At 37.1% G+C, this 19,429-nt stretch carries 14 protein-coding genes; 9 read left to right on the forward strand and 5 right to left on the reverse strand.

The features are described from left to right. Positions 1–78: 78 nt before the first annotated feature. The gene (locus tag IGL07_RS05115; protein ID WP_002360604.1) at positions 79–384 is read right to left on the reverse strand and encodes a DUF898 family protein; all 306 of its coding nucleotides are present in this window, start codon (positions 382–384) and stop codon (positions 79–81) included. A 333-nt stretch (positions 385–717) separates the two neighbouring features. Between IGL07_RS05115 and IGL07_RS05120 the strand changes: the two genes are divergently transcribed. From IGL07_RS05120 to IGL07_RS05130, 3 genes are all read left to right on the forward strand, one after another. Continuing rightward, positions 718–2,601 carry a collagen binding domain-containing protein gene (locus IGL07_RS05120; protein WP_438747266.1) on the forward strand — a complete coding sequence of 628 codons (1,884 nt, stop codon included), beginning with the start codon at positions 718–720 and terminating at the stop codon, positions 2,599–2,601. 124 nt (positions 2,602–2,725) lie between these two features. Further along, complete coding sequence (locus IGL07_RS05125) at positions 2,726–4,321, forward strand: ATP-binding cassette domain-containing protein (protein ID WP_010817164.1); 1,596 nt, start codon at positions 2,726–2,728, stop codon at positions 4,319–4,321. A gap of 69 nt (positions 4,322–4,390) precedes the next feature. Further along, on the forward strand, positions 4,391–5,125 hold the full coding sequence (locus tag IGL07_RS05130) for a class I SAM-dependent methyltransferase (RefSeq protein ID WP_010817165.1): 735 nt from the start codon (positions 4,391–4,393) through the stop codon (positions 5,123–5,125). Here IGL07_RS05130 and IGL07_RS05135 read toward each other — a convergent pair. The 4 genes from IGL07_RS05135 to IGL07_RS05150 all read right to left on the reverse strand — a co-directional run bounded on the left by IGL07_RS05135 (position 5,122) and on the right by IGL07_RS05150 (position 7,809). Then, entirely contained in the window at positions 5,122–5,523 is a 402-nt protein-coding gene (locus IGL07_RS05135; RefSeq protein ID WP_002369637.1) for a YxeA family protein, read from the reverse strand. The two genes, IGL07_RS05130 and IGL07_RS05135, sit on opposite strands and share 4 nt — an antisense overlap. A 109-nt stretch (positions 5,524–5,632) precedes the next feature. Next, complete coding sequence (locus tag IGL07_RS05140) at positions 5,633–6,985, reverse strand: amino acid permease (RefSeq protein ID WP_002382100.1); 1,353 nt, start codon at positions 6,983–6,985, stop codon at positions 5,633–5,635. A 170-nt stretch (positions 6,986–7,155) separates the two neighbouring features. Continuing rightward, entirely contained in the window at positions 7,156–7,341 is a 186-nt protein-coding gene (locus tag IGL07_RS05145) for a hypothetical protein (RefSeq protein ID WP_002358046.1), read from the reverse strand. A gap of 180 nt (positions 7,342–7,521) precedes the next feature. Beyond that, the gene (locus tag IGL07_RS05150; RefSeq protein ID WP_002386008.1) at positions 7,522–7,809 is read right to left on the reverse strand and encodes a hypothetical protein; all 288 of its coding nucleotides are present in this window, start codon (positions 7,807–7,809) and stop codon (positions 7,522–7,524) included. A gap of 369 nt (positions 7,810–8,178) precedes the next feature. On the opposite strand from IGL07_RS05150, the gene IGL07_RS05155 reads away from it, so the two are divergent. The 6 genes from IGL07_RS05155 (at position 8,179) to addA (ending at position 19,393) form a co-directional block, all read left to right on the forward strand. Further along, positions 8,179–8,940 (forward strand): (Fe-S)-binding protein, encoded by a 762-nt coding sequence (locus IGL07_RS05155; RefSeq protein ID WP_002360596.1) that lies wholly within the window; start codon positions 8,179–8,181, stop codon positions 8,938–8,940. 12 nt (positions 8,941–8,952) lie between these two features. After that, positions 8,953–10,425, forward strand: a complete 1,473-nt coding sequence (locus IGL07_RS05160) for a LutB/LldF family L-lactate oxidation iron-sulfur protein (RefSeq protein ID WP_002365496.1) — start codon at positions 8,953–8,955, stop codon at positions 10,423–10,425. Then, on the forward strand, positions 10,418–11,137 hold the full coding sequence (locus IGL07_RS05165; RefSeq protein WP_010817166.1) for a LutC/YkgG family protein: 720 nt from the start codon (positions 10,418–10,420) through the stop codon (positions 11,135–11,137). Before IGL07_RS05160 ends, IGL07_RS05165 begins: the two co-directional genes overlap by 8 nt. A 219-nt stretch (positions 11,138–11,356) precedes the next feature. Further along, a complete protein-coding gene (lepB, locus tag IGL07_RS05170) occupies positions 11,357–11,905 on the forward strand; it encodes a signal peptidase I (RefSeq protein WP_014524992.1) in 549 nt (182 codons plus the stop codon). 110 nt (positions 11,906–12,015) lie between these two features. Next, positions 12,016–15,606 carry a PD-(D/E)XK nuclease family protein gene (locus tag IGL07_RS05175; RefSeq protein WP_010817167.1) on the forward strand — a complete coding sequence of 1,197 codons (3,591 nt, stop codon included), beginning with the start codon at positions 12,016–12,018 and terminating at the stop codon, positions 15,604–15,606. After that, positions 15,599–19,393 carry a helicase-exonuclease AddAB subunit AddA gene (gene addA, locus IGL07_RS05180; RefSeq protein WP_010817168.1) on the forward strand — a complete coding sequence of 1,265 codons (3,795 nt, stop codon included), beginning with the start codon at positions 15,599–15,601 and terminating at the stop codon, positions 19,391–19,393. Before IGL07_RS05175 ends, addA begins: the two co-directional genes overlap by 8 nt. Positions 19,394–19,429: the final 36 nt, after the last annotated feature.

Genomic DNA, 19,429 nt, shown 5'->3' on the forward strand with positions numbered 1-19,429 from the left:
AAAGAGTAGGATAACACTCTGTTAGATATTCATAAAAAGAGGAAGGATGGACCGTAACTCAGTTCATCCTTCCTCTTTTTATGAAAGTGTGTGGGTATGTTTTGTAATCCATTGTTGCAAACGGATATTCAACCAAAAACCATAAATTCCTAAAGTAATTATAGTTAATAAAAGCCATTTAATCCAATGACCGAATAATTGCATAGCTGTACCGTCAAAATAAAGGCGTTTACCATCAATAACGGTATGCTTGATTTTCCAGTTGTACATCATACAAATTCCCCAAGGTGCGCAAATGCCTAATGTAAAGACAGTAATCAAGGTTGCTAAAATTGAAGTCCCGATATACGTTGCTAAACCACCGTCAAAATATGAATTTTTCATTCTTTTCCTCCTTATCTCATAAACTTTATTATAACAAGAATAAATGGCCTGGGAAACAAAATGAGGATGAAATAAGTATTTTTATTCATTATTGATGTGAAATATGTTATTTATGCAACTCAAACTTGGCAGCATTAGATATTTTGTAACAAATGTTATCTAATGTAACTACCATAATAAAACGTTTTCCTTAGGAAGTGAATTAGAAATTTAAAAAAAGGCTACTTAAATGAGCATTAATATTGTACGAGACATATCTTTTTGTTATTGTCAACTTCTGAAAAAGACCACTAAGTGGAAAAAATAAGAGAAAAGAAGGGTGAATAATTTTTTATGACAAAAAGTGTAAAATTTTTAGTGTTACTGTTGGTAATGATTCTACCAATTGCGGGGGCGTTATTGATTGGTCCAATTTCGTTTGGCGCCGAATTGAGCAAAAGTTCAATCGTTGACAAAGTAGAATTAGATCACACTACTTTATATCAAGGAGAGATGACCTCAATTAAAGTATCTTTTAGTGACAAAGAGAATCAGAAAATAAAACCTGGAGATACTATTACTTTAACTTTACCAAATGCATTAGTTGGAATGACCGAGAACGATGGCTCACCACGAAAAATCAATTTAAATGGTTTAGGGGAAGTTTTTATCTATAAAGATCATGTTGTAGCAACATTTAACGAAAAAGTTGAATCTTTACATAATGTGAATGGGCATTTTTCTTTCGGGATTAAAACGCTTATCACCAATAGTTCGCAACCGAATGTGATAGAAACGGATTTCGGAACAGCAACGGCGACTCAACGTTTGACGATTGAAGGAGTGACTAACACAGAGACTGGCCAAATTGAGCAAGACTATCCGTTTTTTTATAAAGTAGGCGATTTGGCTGGAGAGTCAAATCAAGTACGTTGGTTTTTAAATGTGAACCTCAATAAATCCGATGTCACAGAAGATATTTCAATTGCGGATCGACAAGGAAGTGGTCAACAATTAAATAAAGAGAGTTTTACATTTGATATTGTGAATGACAAAGAAACTAAATATATTTCACTTGCCGAGTTTGAGCAACAGGGTTATGGCAAAATTGACTTCGTGACAGATAATGACTTTAATTTACGTTTTTATCGGGATAAAGCACGCTTTACTTCCTTTATCGTCCGTTACACTTCGACAATCACAGAAGCAGGCCAACATCAAGCAACATTTGAAAATAGTTATGACATCAATTATCAACTAAACAATCAAGACGCAATGAATGAAAAAAATACATCACAGGTTAAAAATGTTTTTGTAGAAGGCGAGGCAAGCGGCAATCAAAATGTGGAAATGCCAACAGAAGAAAGTCTAGACATTCCTTTAGAGACAATAGAAGAATGGGAACCAAAGACACCTACTTCGGAACAGGCAACAGAAACAAGTGAAAAGACAGACACAACAGAAACCGCAGAAAGCAGCCAACCAGAAGTTCATGTCTCACCAACAGAAGAAGAAAATCCAGATGAAAGTGAAACGTTAGGTACAATTGAACCAATCATACCTGAAAAACCAAGTGTGACAACTGAAGAGAATGGCGCAACAGAAACTGCAGAAAGCAGCCAACCAGAAGTTCATGTGTCGCCAACGGAAGAAGAAAATCCAGATGAAAGTGAAACGTTAGGTACGATTGAGTCAATCATACCTGAAAAACCAAGTGTGACAACTGAAGAGAACGGCGCAACAGAAACTGCAGAAAGCAGCCAACCAGAAGTTCATGTGTCGCCAACAGAAGAAGAAAATCCAGATGAAAGTGAAACACTAGGCACGATTGAGTCAATCATACCTGAAAAACCAAGTGTGACAACTGAAGAGAACGGCACAACAGAAACCGCAGAAAGCAGTCAACCAGAAGTCCATGTCTCACCAACAAAAGAAATTACTACAACTGAGAAAAAACAGCCATCCACAGAAACAACTGTGGAGACAAATAAAAATGTTACATCAAAAAATCAACCACAAATACTAAACGCTCCATTAAATACATTGAAAAATGAAGGAAGCCCACAATTGGTTCCCCAACTGCTTAGTGAACCAATTCAAAAATTAAATGAAGCAAACGGGCAACGAGAACTTCCCAAAACAGGCACAACAAAAACACCGTTTATGTTAATAGCAGGAATACTGGCAAGTACATTTGCCGTTTTAGGTATAAGTTATCTACAAATCAGAAAGAATTAACAATAGAAAAGCCATCCAGCTTTCGCTGGGGGGCTTTTCTATTATCTGGAGATAAATTGTTGATAGGCGCCAATCAAAAACTATGCTACAGTAAGGTATATAATGCTCGAAAAGGAGGGAGTAAATGACTAAAAAAATATGGTCGCACTTTCGGAAAAGCTTCACTTGGTACATTTTGATTGGCGTGATTGTTTCATTATGTAGTGCTTTAGCAATTTATTTTTTTCAACAGTTGTTAGATCATTATCAAAAAAGTTTCCAACTAGGGTTGTTAGTAGCGTATGGAACGACAATTATTTTAATTCCGCTATTGTCTTATTGTGAACAGAAACCAAAAGCTTACTTAACTAATGGCATCTATTTCTATTTGAAGAAATTAAGTTTAATAAAAATGAGCAAGATTTCCTATGAAGAATATCTAAAACTGGGAGCGGGAGCTTTACTACAAAAAGTAGAAGTTGGTGCAGCAGCTGGGAGAAATATCCACTTGAATTTTTATGGGCGCTTATTTCGAGAGCTAATTCCAGAGACGTTATTTAATTTATTTTTCATAGCATTGATTGATAAAAAATTACTACCAGCAATTCTAATTGGTTATGTGATTGTATTTATTTTAACCAAAATACTTTTGAAAACGCTACAAAACATGAAAGAAAAAACACTTATTTCTGAAGAAGCAATGAATGCTACTTTGATACGAGGGATGACCGAACTAGTAACTTTTAGAATTAATCGAAAATATAAAAAAGAGATTGAAAATTACGCGTTAATGGCAGAGGAAAATAGTCAAAATATAACAAAAATGACTATGATCCATGAATTTTTCTTTGGCTTTTTTGCCTTGTTAGTCGCACTTATCAAAGTAAGCATTGTCGTACTTAGTTTTACTAACGTTGTGACATTAAGTTTAGGTGGACTTGTAGCGATAGTGATGTATATCGATCGAATTTATACGCCGATAGCCATATTTAATGTTTTATTTGTTCAATATAATTTGGATAAAGTAGCCTATCAGCGCTTGGAAGATTTTTATAAAAAAGAAGATGATCCTGATTTAGCGGTTCCAGGCAAAGCGTTACCTGAAATTCAAACAATTTCATTAAAAGATGTGTGTTTTAGCGTAGATAGTCAAACGATTATGTCCCAACAAAATCGACAATTTTCAATGAATAAAACCTATGGCTTGATTGGAAAAAGTGGGACAGGCAAATCTACCCTGATTAAATTGATTTTAGGATTATTGAAGCCGACAGAGGGGACAATTTATGTGAATCAATTTCCTCTAACACAATTTAATTTGGAAGATTATTATGAAAAAGTTTTTTATTTATCTCAAGATGTGCCAATATTTCAAGGAACGTTGAAAGAAAATATTGTATTTAATCAAGAAATTTCTGATGAACAAGTAATTGAAGCTATGTATCGTTTTCAGTTGGGGGAACTTTATGAACGGTTACCGGAAGGCTTAAACACTATTGTGAGTGAAAAAGGAATGAATTTTTCTGGTGGCGAGAAACAACGGATTGCTTTTACACGCTTAGCATTTACACAAGCAGAGATACTTATTTTAGATGAGGCGACTTCCGCATTGGACGAAAAGACCGAAGAAAAAGTGTTACAAGAAGTACAAAAATTTACCCACAATAAGTTGACTATTTTGGTTACTCATCGACCTAAAACCCTGCGATTTGTAGATGAAATTATTGATTTAAATGAGTGAACTTGTTAGCTCTTTGGCGCTTCTTTTGCTACACTTTTTATAAGAATTGAGAGAAAGGGGCAACTGTTGATGAATAATAATGAGCAAGAATTAGCGGAATTTTGGGATGAATTTGCAGAAGAATATGAAGAAATTCAACAAGAATCGCCATTTCCAATTGCCCGAGAATTACGGGATTTCTTGGTCCAAGAAGGTCTTTTTCCGTGTCAGACATTTCTGGATATCGCAGGTGGGACAGGACGATATTTACCTTTTTTTCAAGAGCAAGTCACGGAGTATACGCTAGCCGATATTTCTCAGAGAATGTTGGAGATTGCGGAAGCAAAAGCACAAAGCAACGTTGTTTTTCTTCACCAAAGCCAAGAAAGACTGATTGAGACTGGGAAAAAATTTCAAGTCGTTTTTTCAGCGATGAACCCTGCTTTGGATACGCCGGAAAAAGTTAATGCATTGTGCCAATTAAGTGAAGAATGGTGTCTTATATTTCGGCTAGTGGAAGAGCAAGATTCGTTGTTTTCTCCTTTTGAGCAAGAGAGCAACCCGCAGTTAAATTGGATGGCACAATACAAAGCATTTCTAAAAAAAGAACAGCGACCTTTTTTCACAAAAAAATTTTTCTTTGAAGCATCAGAAGCTATTTCAAAAGACTTTTTCCGCAACTATTTTGAAGAACAATGGTCAGTTCCAATTTTAGAACAACGCGTACAAGAAATTTTTGGTTCTCATGAAATTAAGCAAAATCAGCATACCATTATTTATGAATTAATTGCGATTCCATGTAAAAAAACAACCAGCGATGACTAATTATCGCTGGTTGTTTTTCGGTTATTTAATTGTGCGAAAGCTTTTTCTGGAATCTCTTTTTTATCAATTTTAACAGGAGATTGGATGATTCTTTTTTTACTAATGGTTGCTTCTATGTAAGCATTTGGTTCCAAAGGTTGCGGATTTTTGTCTGTCCGTTCGTAATCCATGACTTGTGTTTTTCCATTACTTTTAACAAAAGTTAGTCGATAGTGTAAAGAATATTGGCCATCTATGCTTTTTTGATTGTCATCTACTGTTTGTTTTCGTTCAGGAATTTCTAGAGGAACTTGTGCATAGGCTTTTTCACCCTTATATGTATCTGCATAATAACGATAGCCTGTATAACCACCAACAATCAATAAGCCGATAAATAAAATAGCGCCGATTTTTTTCATTTTTTCTCCTCCTAACAATTTACAAAAATAGCATAGCAAAAGAAGAAGGAGATGGAACATCGAAAAAACGAACAGTTCTCTTACAAAACTGTTCGTTTTTTCAGTCTATTTAGCTTTCATCAGAGAGTAGAAAGGAATCATTTTTCTTACGATAACTAAAGAAAATAACAAAGTACAATAGGCCTGTTAAAAGAGTAACGCCTAACGAATTTGTAAATAAGATGCCAATAAAGATGAGGCCTAAAATGATTAAAGCAAGGAGATTAATACTTTTTTCAAAGAGAGACCCTCGTTTTAAAGACAGAACAAACGCCGCAGCGCTAATTAAAATCCAAATTAGCAAGACAGTGTAAGAGAGAGAACCGGCTAAGTAACCAAATAATTCATCGCCAACAAAATAAGAAAGAATAACGCCCAGATATAAAACACTTGCGCAGAAGAAAACTGAACGTTGAGGTACTTGGTGCTTGTTTAAAACCGCTAGTTTACTCATGGGTCCTTTTTTATCTTTTAAGCGAAAATATAAAAGGCGAGAAGAGGCGTATACCCCAGAATTAATAGAAGAAAACAAGGCTAAAATAATCACAAAATTTACGATGTCAGCAGCAAAAGGTATATTCATTTTTTCAAAAACCATAACAAATGGACTCACCGTTGTGCCTGCTAATGTATTCCAAGGGAAAATAATCAAAAGTAAGAATAATGGAATGATATAGAAGGAAATAATCCGTCCCATCACACCACGAATCGCTTTAGGAATGGCTTTTTTAGGATCATCTGCTTCACTGACAGTAATCGCGATTAATTCTGAACCGCCATAAGAATAAATAACTACTAATAAAGAATTAACAATACCTTTCATGCCATGTGGGGCGAAGCCACCATGATCGGTGATACTTTGTAAAGTAGGGAAGACACCACTGCCTAGCATTTGTTGTCCCACCAGATAAACACCAAAAATAATTAACAAAATGATGACACTAATTTTAGCAAACGCCAACCAATATTCTGTTTCTGCAAATAAACGAACCGAGTAAAGATTGATGAGCGTCGTTAAAATAGCTAAAATGAAAACAAAAAACCAAGCAGGAATATTAGGAAACCAAAGTTGTAAAAAGGAAGCTGCGGCAACCGCTTCTGCGATAATATTAATTGTCCACATGGAATAATAAACCCAATCAATAAAGTCAGCAGAATGTGCACCTAAAAATGGTCGAACTAAGCCAGACAAACCATGATGTGTGTCTCCGCCATCTAAAACGAGTTTTCCTAAACCACTCATGACGATGAAGAGAACAGCACCGCCAATTAGAAAGGCGATTAAAACAGAAGGACCAGCAATACCAATTGCTTCGCCACTTCCTTTAAAAAGACCTGCGCCAATCGCTCCCCCTAAGGCTAACATCGTAATGTGGCGCGAGCTTAATTGTTTTTTTAAGGTTGTTTGTTGTGTTTCACTCATAGGATTCTCCTTTAATTGAAAAAAATAATATGAAAATAACTTTCTTTATTATATACAATTTTCTGACAATTACAACTATTCTGTCAATGAAAATGAAAAAATAAGTGAAAAATATTATGAAAATAAAAAAATTGAGCAATTTAAGTGATTAAAATCGCTCAATTTTTTTATTAATTTTTATTTTTTAATAGAGTCATAATTGTTAATGGAACAGTAATGACTACATAGCCGATGATACTAGCCACTACTAAATAAGCTATAGGACTCGAGAAATTAAATAAGTCCGTTAAAAGTATTGCGACAATCATTGAAATAGCATAACAAATGAATAATTGAATAAACCGCTTTGCAGACAAAAAATCACCTCTTCCTAATTAGTTAAAGTCTCTTTTCAATCATTTAGTATACACCTGAAAAGAAGAATAAACTATCATTAATTAAAAGAAAAAGTGAAACAACTAGCGGATTTTTTGTTCAGCTGATTATCTTAAGAATTAGAAAATGGGACATAAGTCATCTCGACTTATGTCCCATTTTCATTTATGACGTTGGCTTCGTGTAAATTGAGAAGTCTCGTCTTCTCTAGTGGTTGGTTGCTGTGTTCGTTGTACGGCTTGCTTTTCCGGCTCGCTCTTTTTTGCAACATCAGTCACAACATTTGGCTTCTGAGAAGGGGGAACGGTTGTTTTTTTGTTTAAAGTTGGCGTAGTTCTTTTTGTTTCTTTCTTTTGTTTCTTTTTATTATTTTTATCATTTCCAGTGACTGTCAAATAGATAATCAGAAAAATCATTAGGATCGTTGCAACAATTAATAGAATAAACATGTTAAATGAAATGAACATGCATGGCCCTCGTTTCTCGTTTTTTCTTAGTTTACCAAAATTTCAAAATTTCGTCACTCTTTTCTTCAGAAAAAACGAATTTCAAAGGGGTTAAAAGAAACTTTTATAAAAAAGCCTCCTTTTTTGTGTGAAAATGCACAAAATTTCTGGAATCGTTTGCTGTTAAAACCAGATACTGGTAAAATAATTATTGTATAAGAATCATTTTAAAAAACGATTTTTGTTACAAATAACGTATTTGTTGAAAAGGCACTGTGAAGTAGTTAGAGACGACAGCCAAGTGACTTTTAATGACAGCCGCCCAATTAATTTCATGGAGCCTTTTCGTAGAAAACGAGGAGGTTATTTTGCGTGAAAGTGAGTATATTTTCGACATGCGTGGTGGATTTACTTTTTCCAAATGTAGGGCAAGCAATGGTAGAGGTTTTGGAACGGTATGGCTGTGAAACGGTTTTACCAACAAGCCAAACGTGTTGTGGTCAGCCAACGTATAATAGTGGCTATGTGACAGAGAGCACGACAACGCTTAAGAATCAAATTGATAGTTTTGACGGTGCCGATTATGTGGTGGGACCTGCGGGGTCTTGTGTCGGCATGATGAAAGAATACCACAAATTTTTAGCAGATGATCCTATTTATGGACCAAAAGCACAACGTTTAGCTGAGCGAACTTATGAGTTTAGTCAGTTTCTTTATCGTGTCTTAGGGGTCAAAGATGTTGGCGCAACGCTATATGGGAAAGCCACTTATCATCGTTCTTGTCATATGACGCGAATTTTAAATGAACGAGAATCGCCCTTTGTTTTGTTGGATCATGTGAAAGGATTAGAAATGATTCCTTTAGGACATCTTGAAAATTGTTGCGGATTTGGCGGAACGTTTTCAGTGAAAATGCCAGCTATTTCTGAACAAATGGTGACGGAAAAAATGAACGATGTGATTGATACAGGCGCAGAAATTTTAATTAGTGCGGACATGGGTTGCCTGATGAATATCGGGGGTAAATTCAATCGTGATGGGAAAAAGATTAAGATTATGCATATTGCAGAAGTCCTTAATCACGAAGTGGATGAAGCACGCATGGACCAACCACAAATCATATCGGTAGGGTAAGGGGGAAGAACTGTGGGATTATCAACGAGCAATAAGCCGTTAAGTGAACGAATTGAAGAAAGTAAAAAAGATGTGTTTATGCAAAAGGCTGTCGCCAAAGCACAAGATGCCCAATGGGAGAAACGAGAAGGTGCGCGGGAAGCTTTAGGCAATTGGCCACAATGGCGTGAACTGGGAGAACAAATTCGCCAACATACAATTCAGTATCTGCCTGATTATTTAGAAGAGTTCAGTGATAACGTCGCCAAACGAGGTGGCAAAGTCTTTTTTGCTCAAACCGCCGAAGAGGCCAATGAATATGTGAAACAAGTGGTTCTAGAAAAAAAGGCGAAAAAAATTGTGAAATCTAAATCAATGGTGACGACCGAAGTCGATATTGATCCAATGTTATTGGGATTAGACGATGTCAGTGTGATGGAAACAGATTTGGCGGAATTCATTTTACAAATGGATGACTGGGATGAGCCGTCACATATTGTTTTCCCAAGTATTCATAAAAATCGCGAACAGATTCGTCAGGTTTTTGCGAAAAAATTAGGGTATCAAGGAGATAATGACCCAGTAAATTTGGCACGCTGTGCACGAGAAGTGATGCGCAAATTCTTTTTGGAAGCGGAGATTGGCATTACAGGTTGTAATTTCGCTATTGCGGATAGCGGCTTAATTAACTTAAATACAAATGAAGGAAATGCTGATTTGACCATCAGTATTCCTAAGACACAAATCGTGTTAATGGGGATGGAAAGAATCGTACCAACAATGCGTGAAGCAGAGGTTTTAGATAACCTTTTAGCCAGAAGTGCCGTTGGTCAAAATTTAACAACGTATGTGACGTTTGCTGGGCAAAAAAATGCGGATGAATCCGATGGTCCAGAAGAATTTCACGTGGTCATTTTGGATAACGGGCGTTCAAAAGCGTTAGGAACAGCCTTTCAGCCAGTCTTACAGTGTATTCGTTGTGGGTCTTGTCTGAATGTTTGTCCGGTCTATCGCCATATTGGAGGGCACGGTTATGGCTCTATTTATCCAGGACCAATTGGTGCTGTGCTTTCTCCAATTTTAGGTGGATATAAACAGTTTGGGGAATTGCCTTATGCGTCTAGTCTTTGTGGGGCATGTACGGAAACGTGTCCTGTGAAAATTCCATTGCACGAATTATTAATTGAACATCGTAAAGTGATGACCGATGATCTGAAAATGAAACATGGATTTGAAGATTTCCAAATGCGTATGGTAGGTAAAGCCACTGGTTCACCAGCAATGTTTAAAGCAGCCATGAAAGTCGATCATGCTGCAGCGGGCATTTTAAGTAAACAAAAAGACATTACTGTTGAAAACATGTACAATCATGGGGGCTACCTTGATAAAGGACCAGGGTTAGTAAAAGGTTGGACCGATGTTCGTGATTTGCCAAGACCACCAAAATCTTCAGAAAACTTCAGAAGTTGGTTCAAAAAACATCAAGAAGGTGAAAAAAATGACTAACGAAGCGATTCAAAATCGAGAACCTTTTTTACAAAATCTACGAGAAAAATTAGGCGTAGAAAAACAGCCTGTTTCGGCCCATCCATTTGAGCCAATTAATCATTTACCAGAAGAACAGTTGGCAGATAAAACACCAGCAGAGCTATTAACAATTGTGAAAGAGCGTGTGGAAACGATTCACACGAACTTAGTGGAAACCACACAAGAAAATTTACTGACGACGATTCAGCAAATTGTTGCTGAGTTTGGTGGGGGCAATCTTTTATTGCCAACAGATGCACGTTTTGAAGCCTATGGATTAGCTGATTTAGCTAAGTCATTAGAGGCTGTTTCTGTTAAGCAATGGCAACCTGGAAGTGAGCAACGAGAAGCGAATATTCAAACAGCTGCTCAGGCAAATATTGCGATTGCCTTTGCTGAGTTTTTACTAGCTGAATCAGGAACGATTGTGGTGGAGTCCAATGCGGGACAAGGCAGAGCCTTACATTTTTTACCGAAGCATTACATTTCAATTATACCGTTTAGCAAACTCGTTCCACGTTCGACTCAGCCAGCAGCTTTTTATACAGAAAAAATAGAAAAAGGCGAAAAAATCGGCTCAGCGATTCACTTTATTTCAGGGCCTTCTAATTCAGGAGATATTGAAATGCAACTGGTTGTCGGGTTGCATGGTCCTTTAGAAGTTTGTTACGTGGTTGTGATGGATCGCTAAAACGCTAGAAGCATAATCAATTCAGCCCTTTTTAGAATTGATTATGCTTTTTTTATGAGCAGGATCAAAAAGTAAGAATCAAATTTGAAAGAAATACGTTTTTTTTCTGACCATTTTGTAAAAAAAGCGTACATAAAAATTAATTGAGTGTTAAGCACTATAGGATTGATTTACTTTGTGGTAGAATATGAGACATAAGATAATAAGGTTTTTGGAGGAATGAGTTTGAAATCAAAAGAATTAATTAAAACAGTCGTCTTTTTTGCCTGCTTAGCTTTGGGTCTGTTTTTACTGAGACAATTTGTATTTACGCCTGTCGTAGTGAGAGGTCATTCAATGGATCCAACGTTAGCAGATGGTGAACGGGTAATTACATTAAAAAACACAGAAATTAATCGTTTCGATATTATTACTTTTCCAGCGCCAGATGAACCAGATAAAAATTATATTAAACGTGTGATTGGTTTACCTGGAGATACAATTGCGTACAAGGATGATACGTTGTACATCAATGGAAAAGAAGTTGACGAACCCTATTTAGATGAATTTAAAAAAGCCTTAACAGATGGTCAACCTTTGACAGGCGATTTTTCATTAAAAGAAAAAGTACCAGCAGATAGCTACTTTGTTTTAGGTGATAATCGACGGAATTCAAGAGATGGTCGAATGATTGGTTTTATTCATAAAAAAGATATTTTGGGTGAAGTGAAATTTGTGATGTGGCCATTCTCACGGTTTGGTCCAATACCAGAAGTGTCAAAACAATAAAAGAGACAATGAGTAAAAGAGAAGGACGGAAATGTGTAAAAACAAACACATGTTTCCGTCCTTCTTTTGTGGTAAAATAAAGGCAGTGCAAAGGAAAAGGATGTGAAACCATGAGTGTGCAGTTTATTAGAGGAACCGCCGTGGCAGACTTAGAAGCGCCACTTATACAGGCGACAAAACAATGGCTAGAGGAAGACGCACAGCATGAAGTATTCTATTTAGTCCCGAACCATATTAAGTTTGAGCAAGAAATTCAAGTCTTGCAAAAGTTACGTCAACTACAGACAACTACGTCTGATTCAATAACCAGTACCCGTCTGCAGGTTTTTAGTTTTTATCGTTTGGCTTGGTACTATTTACAACATACACCTTTTTACTCGGCAGATGTTTTATCTGATGCAGGCGCTGCGATGATTTTCCGCAAAATTTTAGTAGAAGCAGAAGAAGAGTTACAAATTTTTAGAGGTGAAATTAACAAGCCCGGCTTTATTCAGCAACTATTTCAGCTTTATCAAGAAATGCGCGAAGGCAATATTGAGATTGCGGAGCTTTATCCATTTTTAGAAAAACAAACGGAGAACCCTAAAGGACAAGATTTACAACTTAAGTTTCAAGATTTAACGTTAATTTTTACGCGATTCCAATTACAAATGAGTCAGTATGGCTATGAATCAGCGGAGATTATTCAACATTTAAGCGAGTATTTACAAACGGTTGATTTGTCGAATGTTCAATTCGTTATTTCAGGCTATCAGCAGTTTACTGCCAGAGAATTAAAGTTGATTGAAGTGCTAATGGCGCAAGCAGGTTCTGTGAAAGTAGCCCTCGTATTGGACAAACAATATCCGCATGACTTACCTGATCCGCGGTCGTTATTTTATGAAGCGGGACAAACCTATCATCAGCTTTATCAACTAGCAAGACAGAAGCAAATCCCGATTCTTTCAGATTATGTAGAAAAGAAAGAGGTATTAATTACAAATCCAGACTTGCAAGGATTAAACGATTATTGGATTCAATCGCAAGAACACCTGCCTCCATTAAGCACAACTGACTGGAGTGGCGATGGCTTACTTCTGTGGCGTGCTGAAAACGTTAAAGAAGAATTAACACATGTTGCAACCGAAATTCGCCGTTTAGTGGTGGAAGAAGGGTATCGGTACAAAGAAATTCAGGTGTTGACTCGTGATTTAGATTGTTATGAAAATTTATTAGAACCGATTTTTGCGGAACACGAGATTCCTGTTTATGTCGACCGAGATATGGCTATGGATCGGCATCCTTTAGTCGAATGGATTGAATCTTTATTTGCTATTCATTCGTACAATTATCGTTATCGCGATGTGCTCCGTTTTTTGAGAACGGAATTATTTATGCCAATGAATCAACTCGCTACTTCTGAAGAAAGCTTGACTGATTGGTTAAACCAACGGAACGCTTGGCGCAGAAAAGTTGATATTACCGAAAATGTAGTCCTGGCATACGGCTATGAAGGTTATTATTGGTCGCAAGAAAAAGATTGGGAATTTATTCGGTATGATTTTGAAGCGGAAGAGCAAGAAGATGTCGCTACGATGGAAGAAGAGTCAAATGCGATTCGTCAATCGCTTCAACGGCTGTTACCTAGTTACTTTCAAGCAATGATAAGTGCCAAAACTGGTTTGGAAGCAGCGACCGTCTTCTATCACTTTTTACTGCAAAGTGGTGTGGCAACACAATTAAAAATGTGGCGCTTACAAGCTATCGAAGCAGGTCAACTAGAAACAGCTCGTAACCATGAACAGACTTGGGATGCATTGATGTCATTACTAGATGAATACGTCACTGTTTACGGAGAAAGTTCGTTTGATTTTACAACGTTTCAAGAAATATTTGTTAGTGGCTTGGAAGGTTTGCACTATAGTAAAGTGCCGACAGCGATTGACCAAGTACAAGTTCGCGCAATGGATTTAACTCGACCTGGCGCTGCCAAGGTTACTTTTGCTATTGGGATGACGGAAGAAATTTTTCCACAAAAGATTGAAAATAAAACACTATTGTCTGATGAAGAACGGCAGACAATCAATGATACTTTAACGGAAAACCAATATTTACGTGGGACAACCGGACGCAAAATTGCGCAAGAACCTTATGTTGCGTATCTTGTCTTTTCTTCTGCGCGAGAACGATTATATTTAACCTATCCAAGTGTTAAAGACACCGCTCAAGAAGTCAAACCGTCTCCTTATTTTAAAAATATCCAAAAAGATTTAAACTTGCCCGTTTTTGAAAAAAATGAAACAACCATTTTCGATGATGAAACGACCAGTTTAGCCCATATTAGTACGTATCGGACGTTAATCGGTGAATTAACGCGTTTGAAAAGACAACGGAAAGAAACGCAAGAAGGATTGTTGCCTTTCTGGTTAAATATGGAAAAAGCACTAATGAACCAACCAATTGCTCCGCTAGCCAAGCAAGTTTTCGAAAGTTTAACGCATCAAAATATTCCTGAAAAGATTGATGAGGTCTTAGCAGAACCTTTATATGGTAAAGATATTTATACATCTGTCTCTCGGATGGAGAGTTTTTATCGGTGTCAATATCAATACTTTTCTCGCTATGGCTTACGTTTGAAAGAAAGAGATGTCTTTGGGCTTTCACCAGCAGCTACAGGGGAATTTTTCCATGAAGCATTGGATCAGTTCTTTAAATTATTGATTATGAATCAACGGAACTTATCTGAATTAACCGATCAGGAAGTCAATTTATTGGCGGAGGAAGTACTAAATAGTATTTTAGGGGATGCACGTTTTTCTGTATTAACGACCTCTAGTCGCATGAACTATATTCGCTATCAATTGAGTCAAACAATTAAAAAAGTCAGTTGGGCGCTGAAACGCCAAAGCCAACGAAGTGGCATGACGACTGTTCAAACAGAAGTGTTATTTGGCCAAATTGCCGCTAAAAAAGGAATTTCTGGTTTGGAATTACCATTAAAAAATCAAGGGAAGATTCATGTTCGGGGAAAAATCGACCGGATTGATCAATTGGTTACACCCGAATCAACCTACTTAGGTGTGATTGATTATAAATCGAGTCACCGTAAATTTAATATGACAGAAGCGTATTACGGCTTAGCCATGCAAATGCTGACGTACTTGGATGTGGCTTTAATGGATGCTGTGCAATTAGTTGGTCAAGAAGCTAAACCTGCTGGCTCACTTTATCTGCATGTACACAATCCTACGTTATCTTATGAAGGCAAAGACGACATTGAACAACAAATGCTTAAAAAATATCAGTTTGATGGTCTTTTGATGAAAGACCCAGATTTATTGGATCATTTAGATACGAGTCTGCAAGCCAAACAAAGTTCGTTGCTGTTTCCAATTGAAGAATCCGCCAAAGAACAAATTAAACCTGGTCGTCGCCAAGAAGATAAATTTGTGACAGAACCAGAATTAGGCGCGTTGCTTTCCCATAACCGAAATAAATTTATTGAAGCGGGGAACCAAATTATTGGCGGCGAAGTTCAACTTAATCCCGCTTATCAAGGCAAGGAACGGATTGCTTGTCGCTATTGTCCGTTTCGAAGTGTCTGTGATTTTGATGTGATGTTAAAAGAAAATAATTATCATCGTATTGAGAATTTATCCAAAGAGGAAATTATGGCGCGCTTGTTAAACAAAGATGAGGAAGGAGCAACCGAAGATGAGTAAAACAATTCCACTACGTCCAGCCAATGAGCAATTCACCGACAGTCAATGGCAAGCGGTGTTTGATGGCGATGAAAATATCTTAGTTTCTGCTTCGGCTGGCTCAGGAAAAACCACTGTTTTAGTCCGCCGTGTCATTGAAAAAGTCAAAAGCGGCGTCGATATCGATCGTCTCTTGATTGTGACGTACACTGAAGCCGCCGCCCGTGAGATGAAAGAACGTATCCAAGTGGCTTTACAAAAGGCAATGAATGAAGAACAAGATCCAGAAAGAAGACGGCATTTTTCTCGTCAAATTGCTCTTTTGCCAACAGCCAATATCAGCACGTTGCATGCCTTTTGTTTAACTGTTATTCGTCGTTTTTATTATTTAATTGACATAGATCCAGTTTTTCGGATGTTAACAGATGAAACAGAAACATTGTTATTAAAAGAAGATGTTTGGGATGCATTACGTGAACAATTTTATGCGGAAAATCAAGAAGAATTTTACCAATTAACAGCGAATTTTTCCAATGACCGTAGTGATGACGGACTCACTAACTTAATTTTTTCTTTTTATGAATTTGCCAAAGCCAATCCTGATCCAGAGGCGTGGATTAATGGCTTAACACAAGCCTACGAAGTAGGTGATCAGCTAGGCGAATCAACGTTATTTCAGACTTATTTAAAACCGCTAGCCGTTGAGACATTACAACGAACTCTTCAGCGTTACGAAGAAATGGTGACCTTAACAGAGGGCGAAGAGAAACTTCAAAAGATTTGGTATTTAGCTCAAAATGAAAAGGAACAAACAAAACAATTTTTACAATTTTTAGAGAGAAATGATTTAGAAAGCGCCTATAATTTGACTGAATTGTTGAGCTTTGACCGCTACCCAACGGTTCGTGCCGAAGAGTTGAAACCAACCGCGGAACAAGCCAAACAGTTACGAGAACAAAATAAAAAAGCGTTAAATGATTTGAAAAAGCAACTGTTTACACTTTCTCCAGATGCCATGAAACAAGTCTTGAAAGAGGCCACGCCCATTGTTCAAGAAATGGCTCACGTGGGGAAACAATTTATGGAGGCCTATGGCGCAGAAAAACGGCTTAAAAATTTAGTGGATTTTAACGATTTAGAACATTATACGTTAGCTATTTTAGCGAAAAATCAGGCAGATGGCTGGCAAGCATCAGAAGCCTCGGTTTACTATCGCGAAAAATTTGATGAAGTGTTAGTCGATGAATACCAAGATATCAATCAATTACAAGAATCTATTTTGTATTGGTTGCGCCGTCCGCTTAGCACAGAAGGAAACCTTTTTATGGTAGGAGATGTGAAACAGTCTATTTATTCTTTCCGCTTGGCAGATCCTACATTGTTTATTGAAAAATACAATCAGTATGGGCAAGGCAAAGAGGGCAAACGAATTATTCTAGCTGAAAATTTTCGTTCCCGCAAAGACGTTTTAGACTTTACGAATTTAGTATTTAGTCAATTAATGGATGAGCGAGTGGGCCAAATTGCTTACGATGAGTCAGCCGCTTTGGTTCATGGTTTTGATCAATTTTCGGAGGCGGCTGATTATTCAACTGAATTGCTAATTTATGAAAAAAAAGCAACAGAATCAGTTGAATTTCCAGAATTACAATCCCCTGAGTTGTTGATTGAAGATAAGACAGAAGGAGAACTTTACGTTACTGCTTTGAAAATTCGTGAATTAATTGACCAAAATTTCTTGATTTATGATAAAAAGCTGAAAACGGATCGACCGATTACTTATCAAGATATTGTCTTATTAACGCCTACGAAGAAAAATAATTTAACTATTTTAGATGTTTTTAAATCATTAGAAATTCCAGTTCAAGTCAATGATGCTCAAAATTATTTCCAAGCAACGGAAATTCGTACAATGATTGCCTTGCTTCAATTGATTGATAATCCCTATCAAGACATTCCTTTGGCAGCTGTGTTACGTTCACCAATTGTTGGATTAAAAGAAAACGAATTAGTACTTATTCGTTTGGCTAATAAGGAAACCAGTTACTACGAAGCATTTTTAACGTTTAATCAAAAGATGGAACCAACCATGGAGGAAGCAGTTGTTCAGGAAAAAACTATACGTTTTGCTGAATCATTAGAAAAATGGCGGGAACAGGCTCGACGCAACCAGATTAGCAACTTGCTGTGGACGATTTATCGGGAAACGGCCTACCTTGATTATGTTGGCGGGTTGCCTGTTGGCAAACAACGCCAAGCCAATTTATATGCGTTGGTCGATCGGGCCGCGGCGTATGAAAAAACCACCTTCCGCGGATTATTTCAATTTGTTCGCTTCATCGAAAAAATGCAAGAAAAAGACAAAGATTTAGCGGAACCAGTCGTTTTAAGTGAAGAGAATGCCGTACGCGTCATGACGATTCACGCTAGTAAAGGGTTAGAATTTCCGGTGGTATTCGTTTTAGATATGACCAAAGAATTTAATGTCAGTGATTTGAATGAACGCTATATCTTTGAAGAAAATTTAGGCGTAGGCATTCGTTATTTACAACCTGAAGAACGAGTTATGTACGACACTTTACCATTTTTGGCGATTAAACAAGTACGATTGAGAAAATTACTATCCGAAGAAATGCGGAAGTTATATGTGGCGTTGACACGCGCAGAACAGAAACTTTTTCTGGTGGGCTCCTATAAAGACCAAGCGGCGATGTGGAAAGAGTGGCTGAAAGTTGGCGATGTAGAAACACTGGTGCTACCAGCTGAAAATCGCTTGCAAAGTAAAAGTAGTTTAATGAATTGGGTTGGGATGACATTGGTACGCCATCAAAAAGCCGATGAATATCAGCAAGAAGTAGTAGTAAGTAACGTTCCGCAAGTCAAAAAGCACCCAGCTAACTTTCATATTCAGTGGTTCAACGAAGAACAACTACGAGCAGCCATTCAGCAATTACAATTGCCAGAAAGACAAGCAGAGGATTTAGCCGAAAAAGCGCAATTATCTGCTGACAAAATCAATCGTGGCCTCGCACGGTTAAGTTTCAATTATCCGTTTGAAGTGGCTACTCGGACCACCAGTTATCAGTCTGTTTCTGAAATCAAGCGAGTATTTGATGACCCCGATAACAAAGAAATTGGTAAAATTGAGGTTCGGGAAGACAATACTATTCAAGCGCAACCGTTGATTGTCAATCGAATGATTGAAGGAGATTTAAGTAAGCCTAAATTTTTAGATACGGTTCAAGCGCCCTCAGCAGCTGAAATTGGGACAGCAACCCATTATTTATTACAACTAATTGATTTAAGTACACAACCTTCTTACGAGGAAGTGCGAGCTGTTCAAGAACGCTTAGTGGAAAATAAATTGATTTTACCAGCAATTGCTGAAAAAATGAATCTGGAACAAATCGTGGCCTTCTTTGAGACCGCCTTAGGAAAACAATTGATTCAACACCATCAAACCGTTAGAAGGGAACAACCTTTTTCTATGCTGATTGAAGCAGAAGAGCTCATTCAAAATTATCCAGAAACGACACAAGATGATTTATTAATTCATGGGATTATTGATGGCTATATCGAATTAGACAATCAATGCATTTTGTATGACTATAAAACCGATCATGTAAAAGGCACCTCTCCCCAAGCAATTTCTGAAATTGTCGAACGGTATCGCGGACAGATGAATCTTTATCGTAGAGCGCTACAAGAAGCGACGCATAAAGAGGTGTCGCACGTCTATTTAATTTTATTAAATGGAGGAGTAATTATTGACATGCAGACAGGAAATGTTGTAGATTTTATAAAGTAGAAAAAATTAGAAGCAGAAACACTTACATTTTGTAAG

The sequence above is a fragment of the Enterococcus sp. DIV1368f genome (genome assembly GCF_051712245.1).
GTDB lineage: Bacteria > Bacillota > Bacilli > Lactobacillales > Enterococcaceae > Enterococcus > Enterococcus faecalis.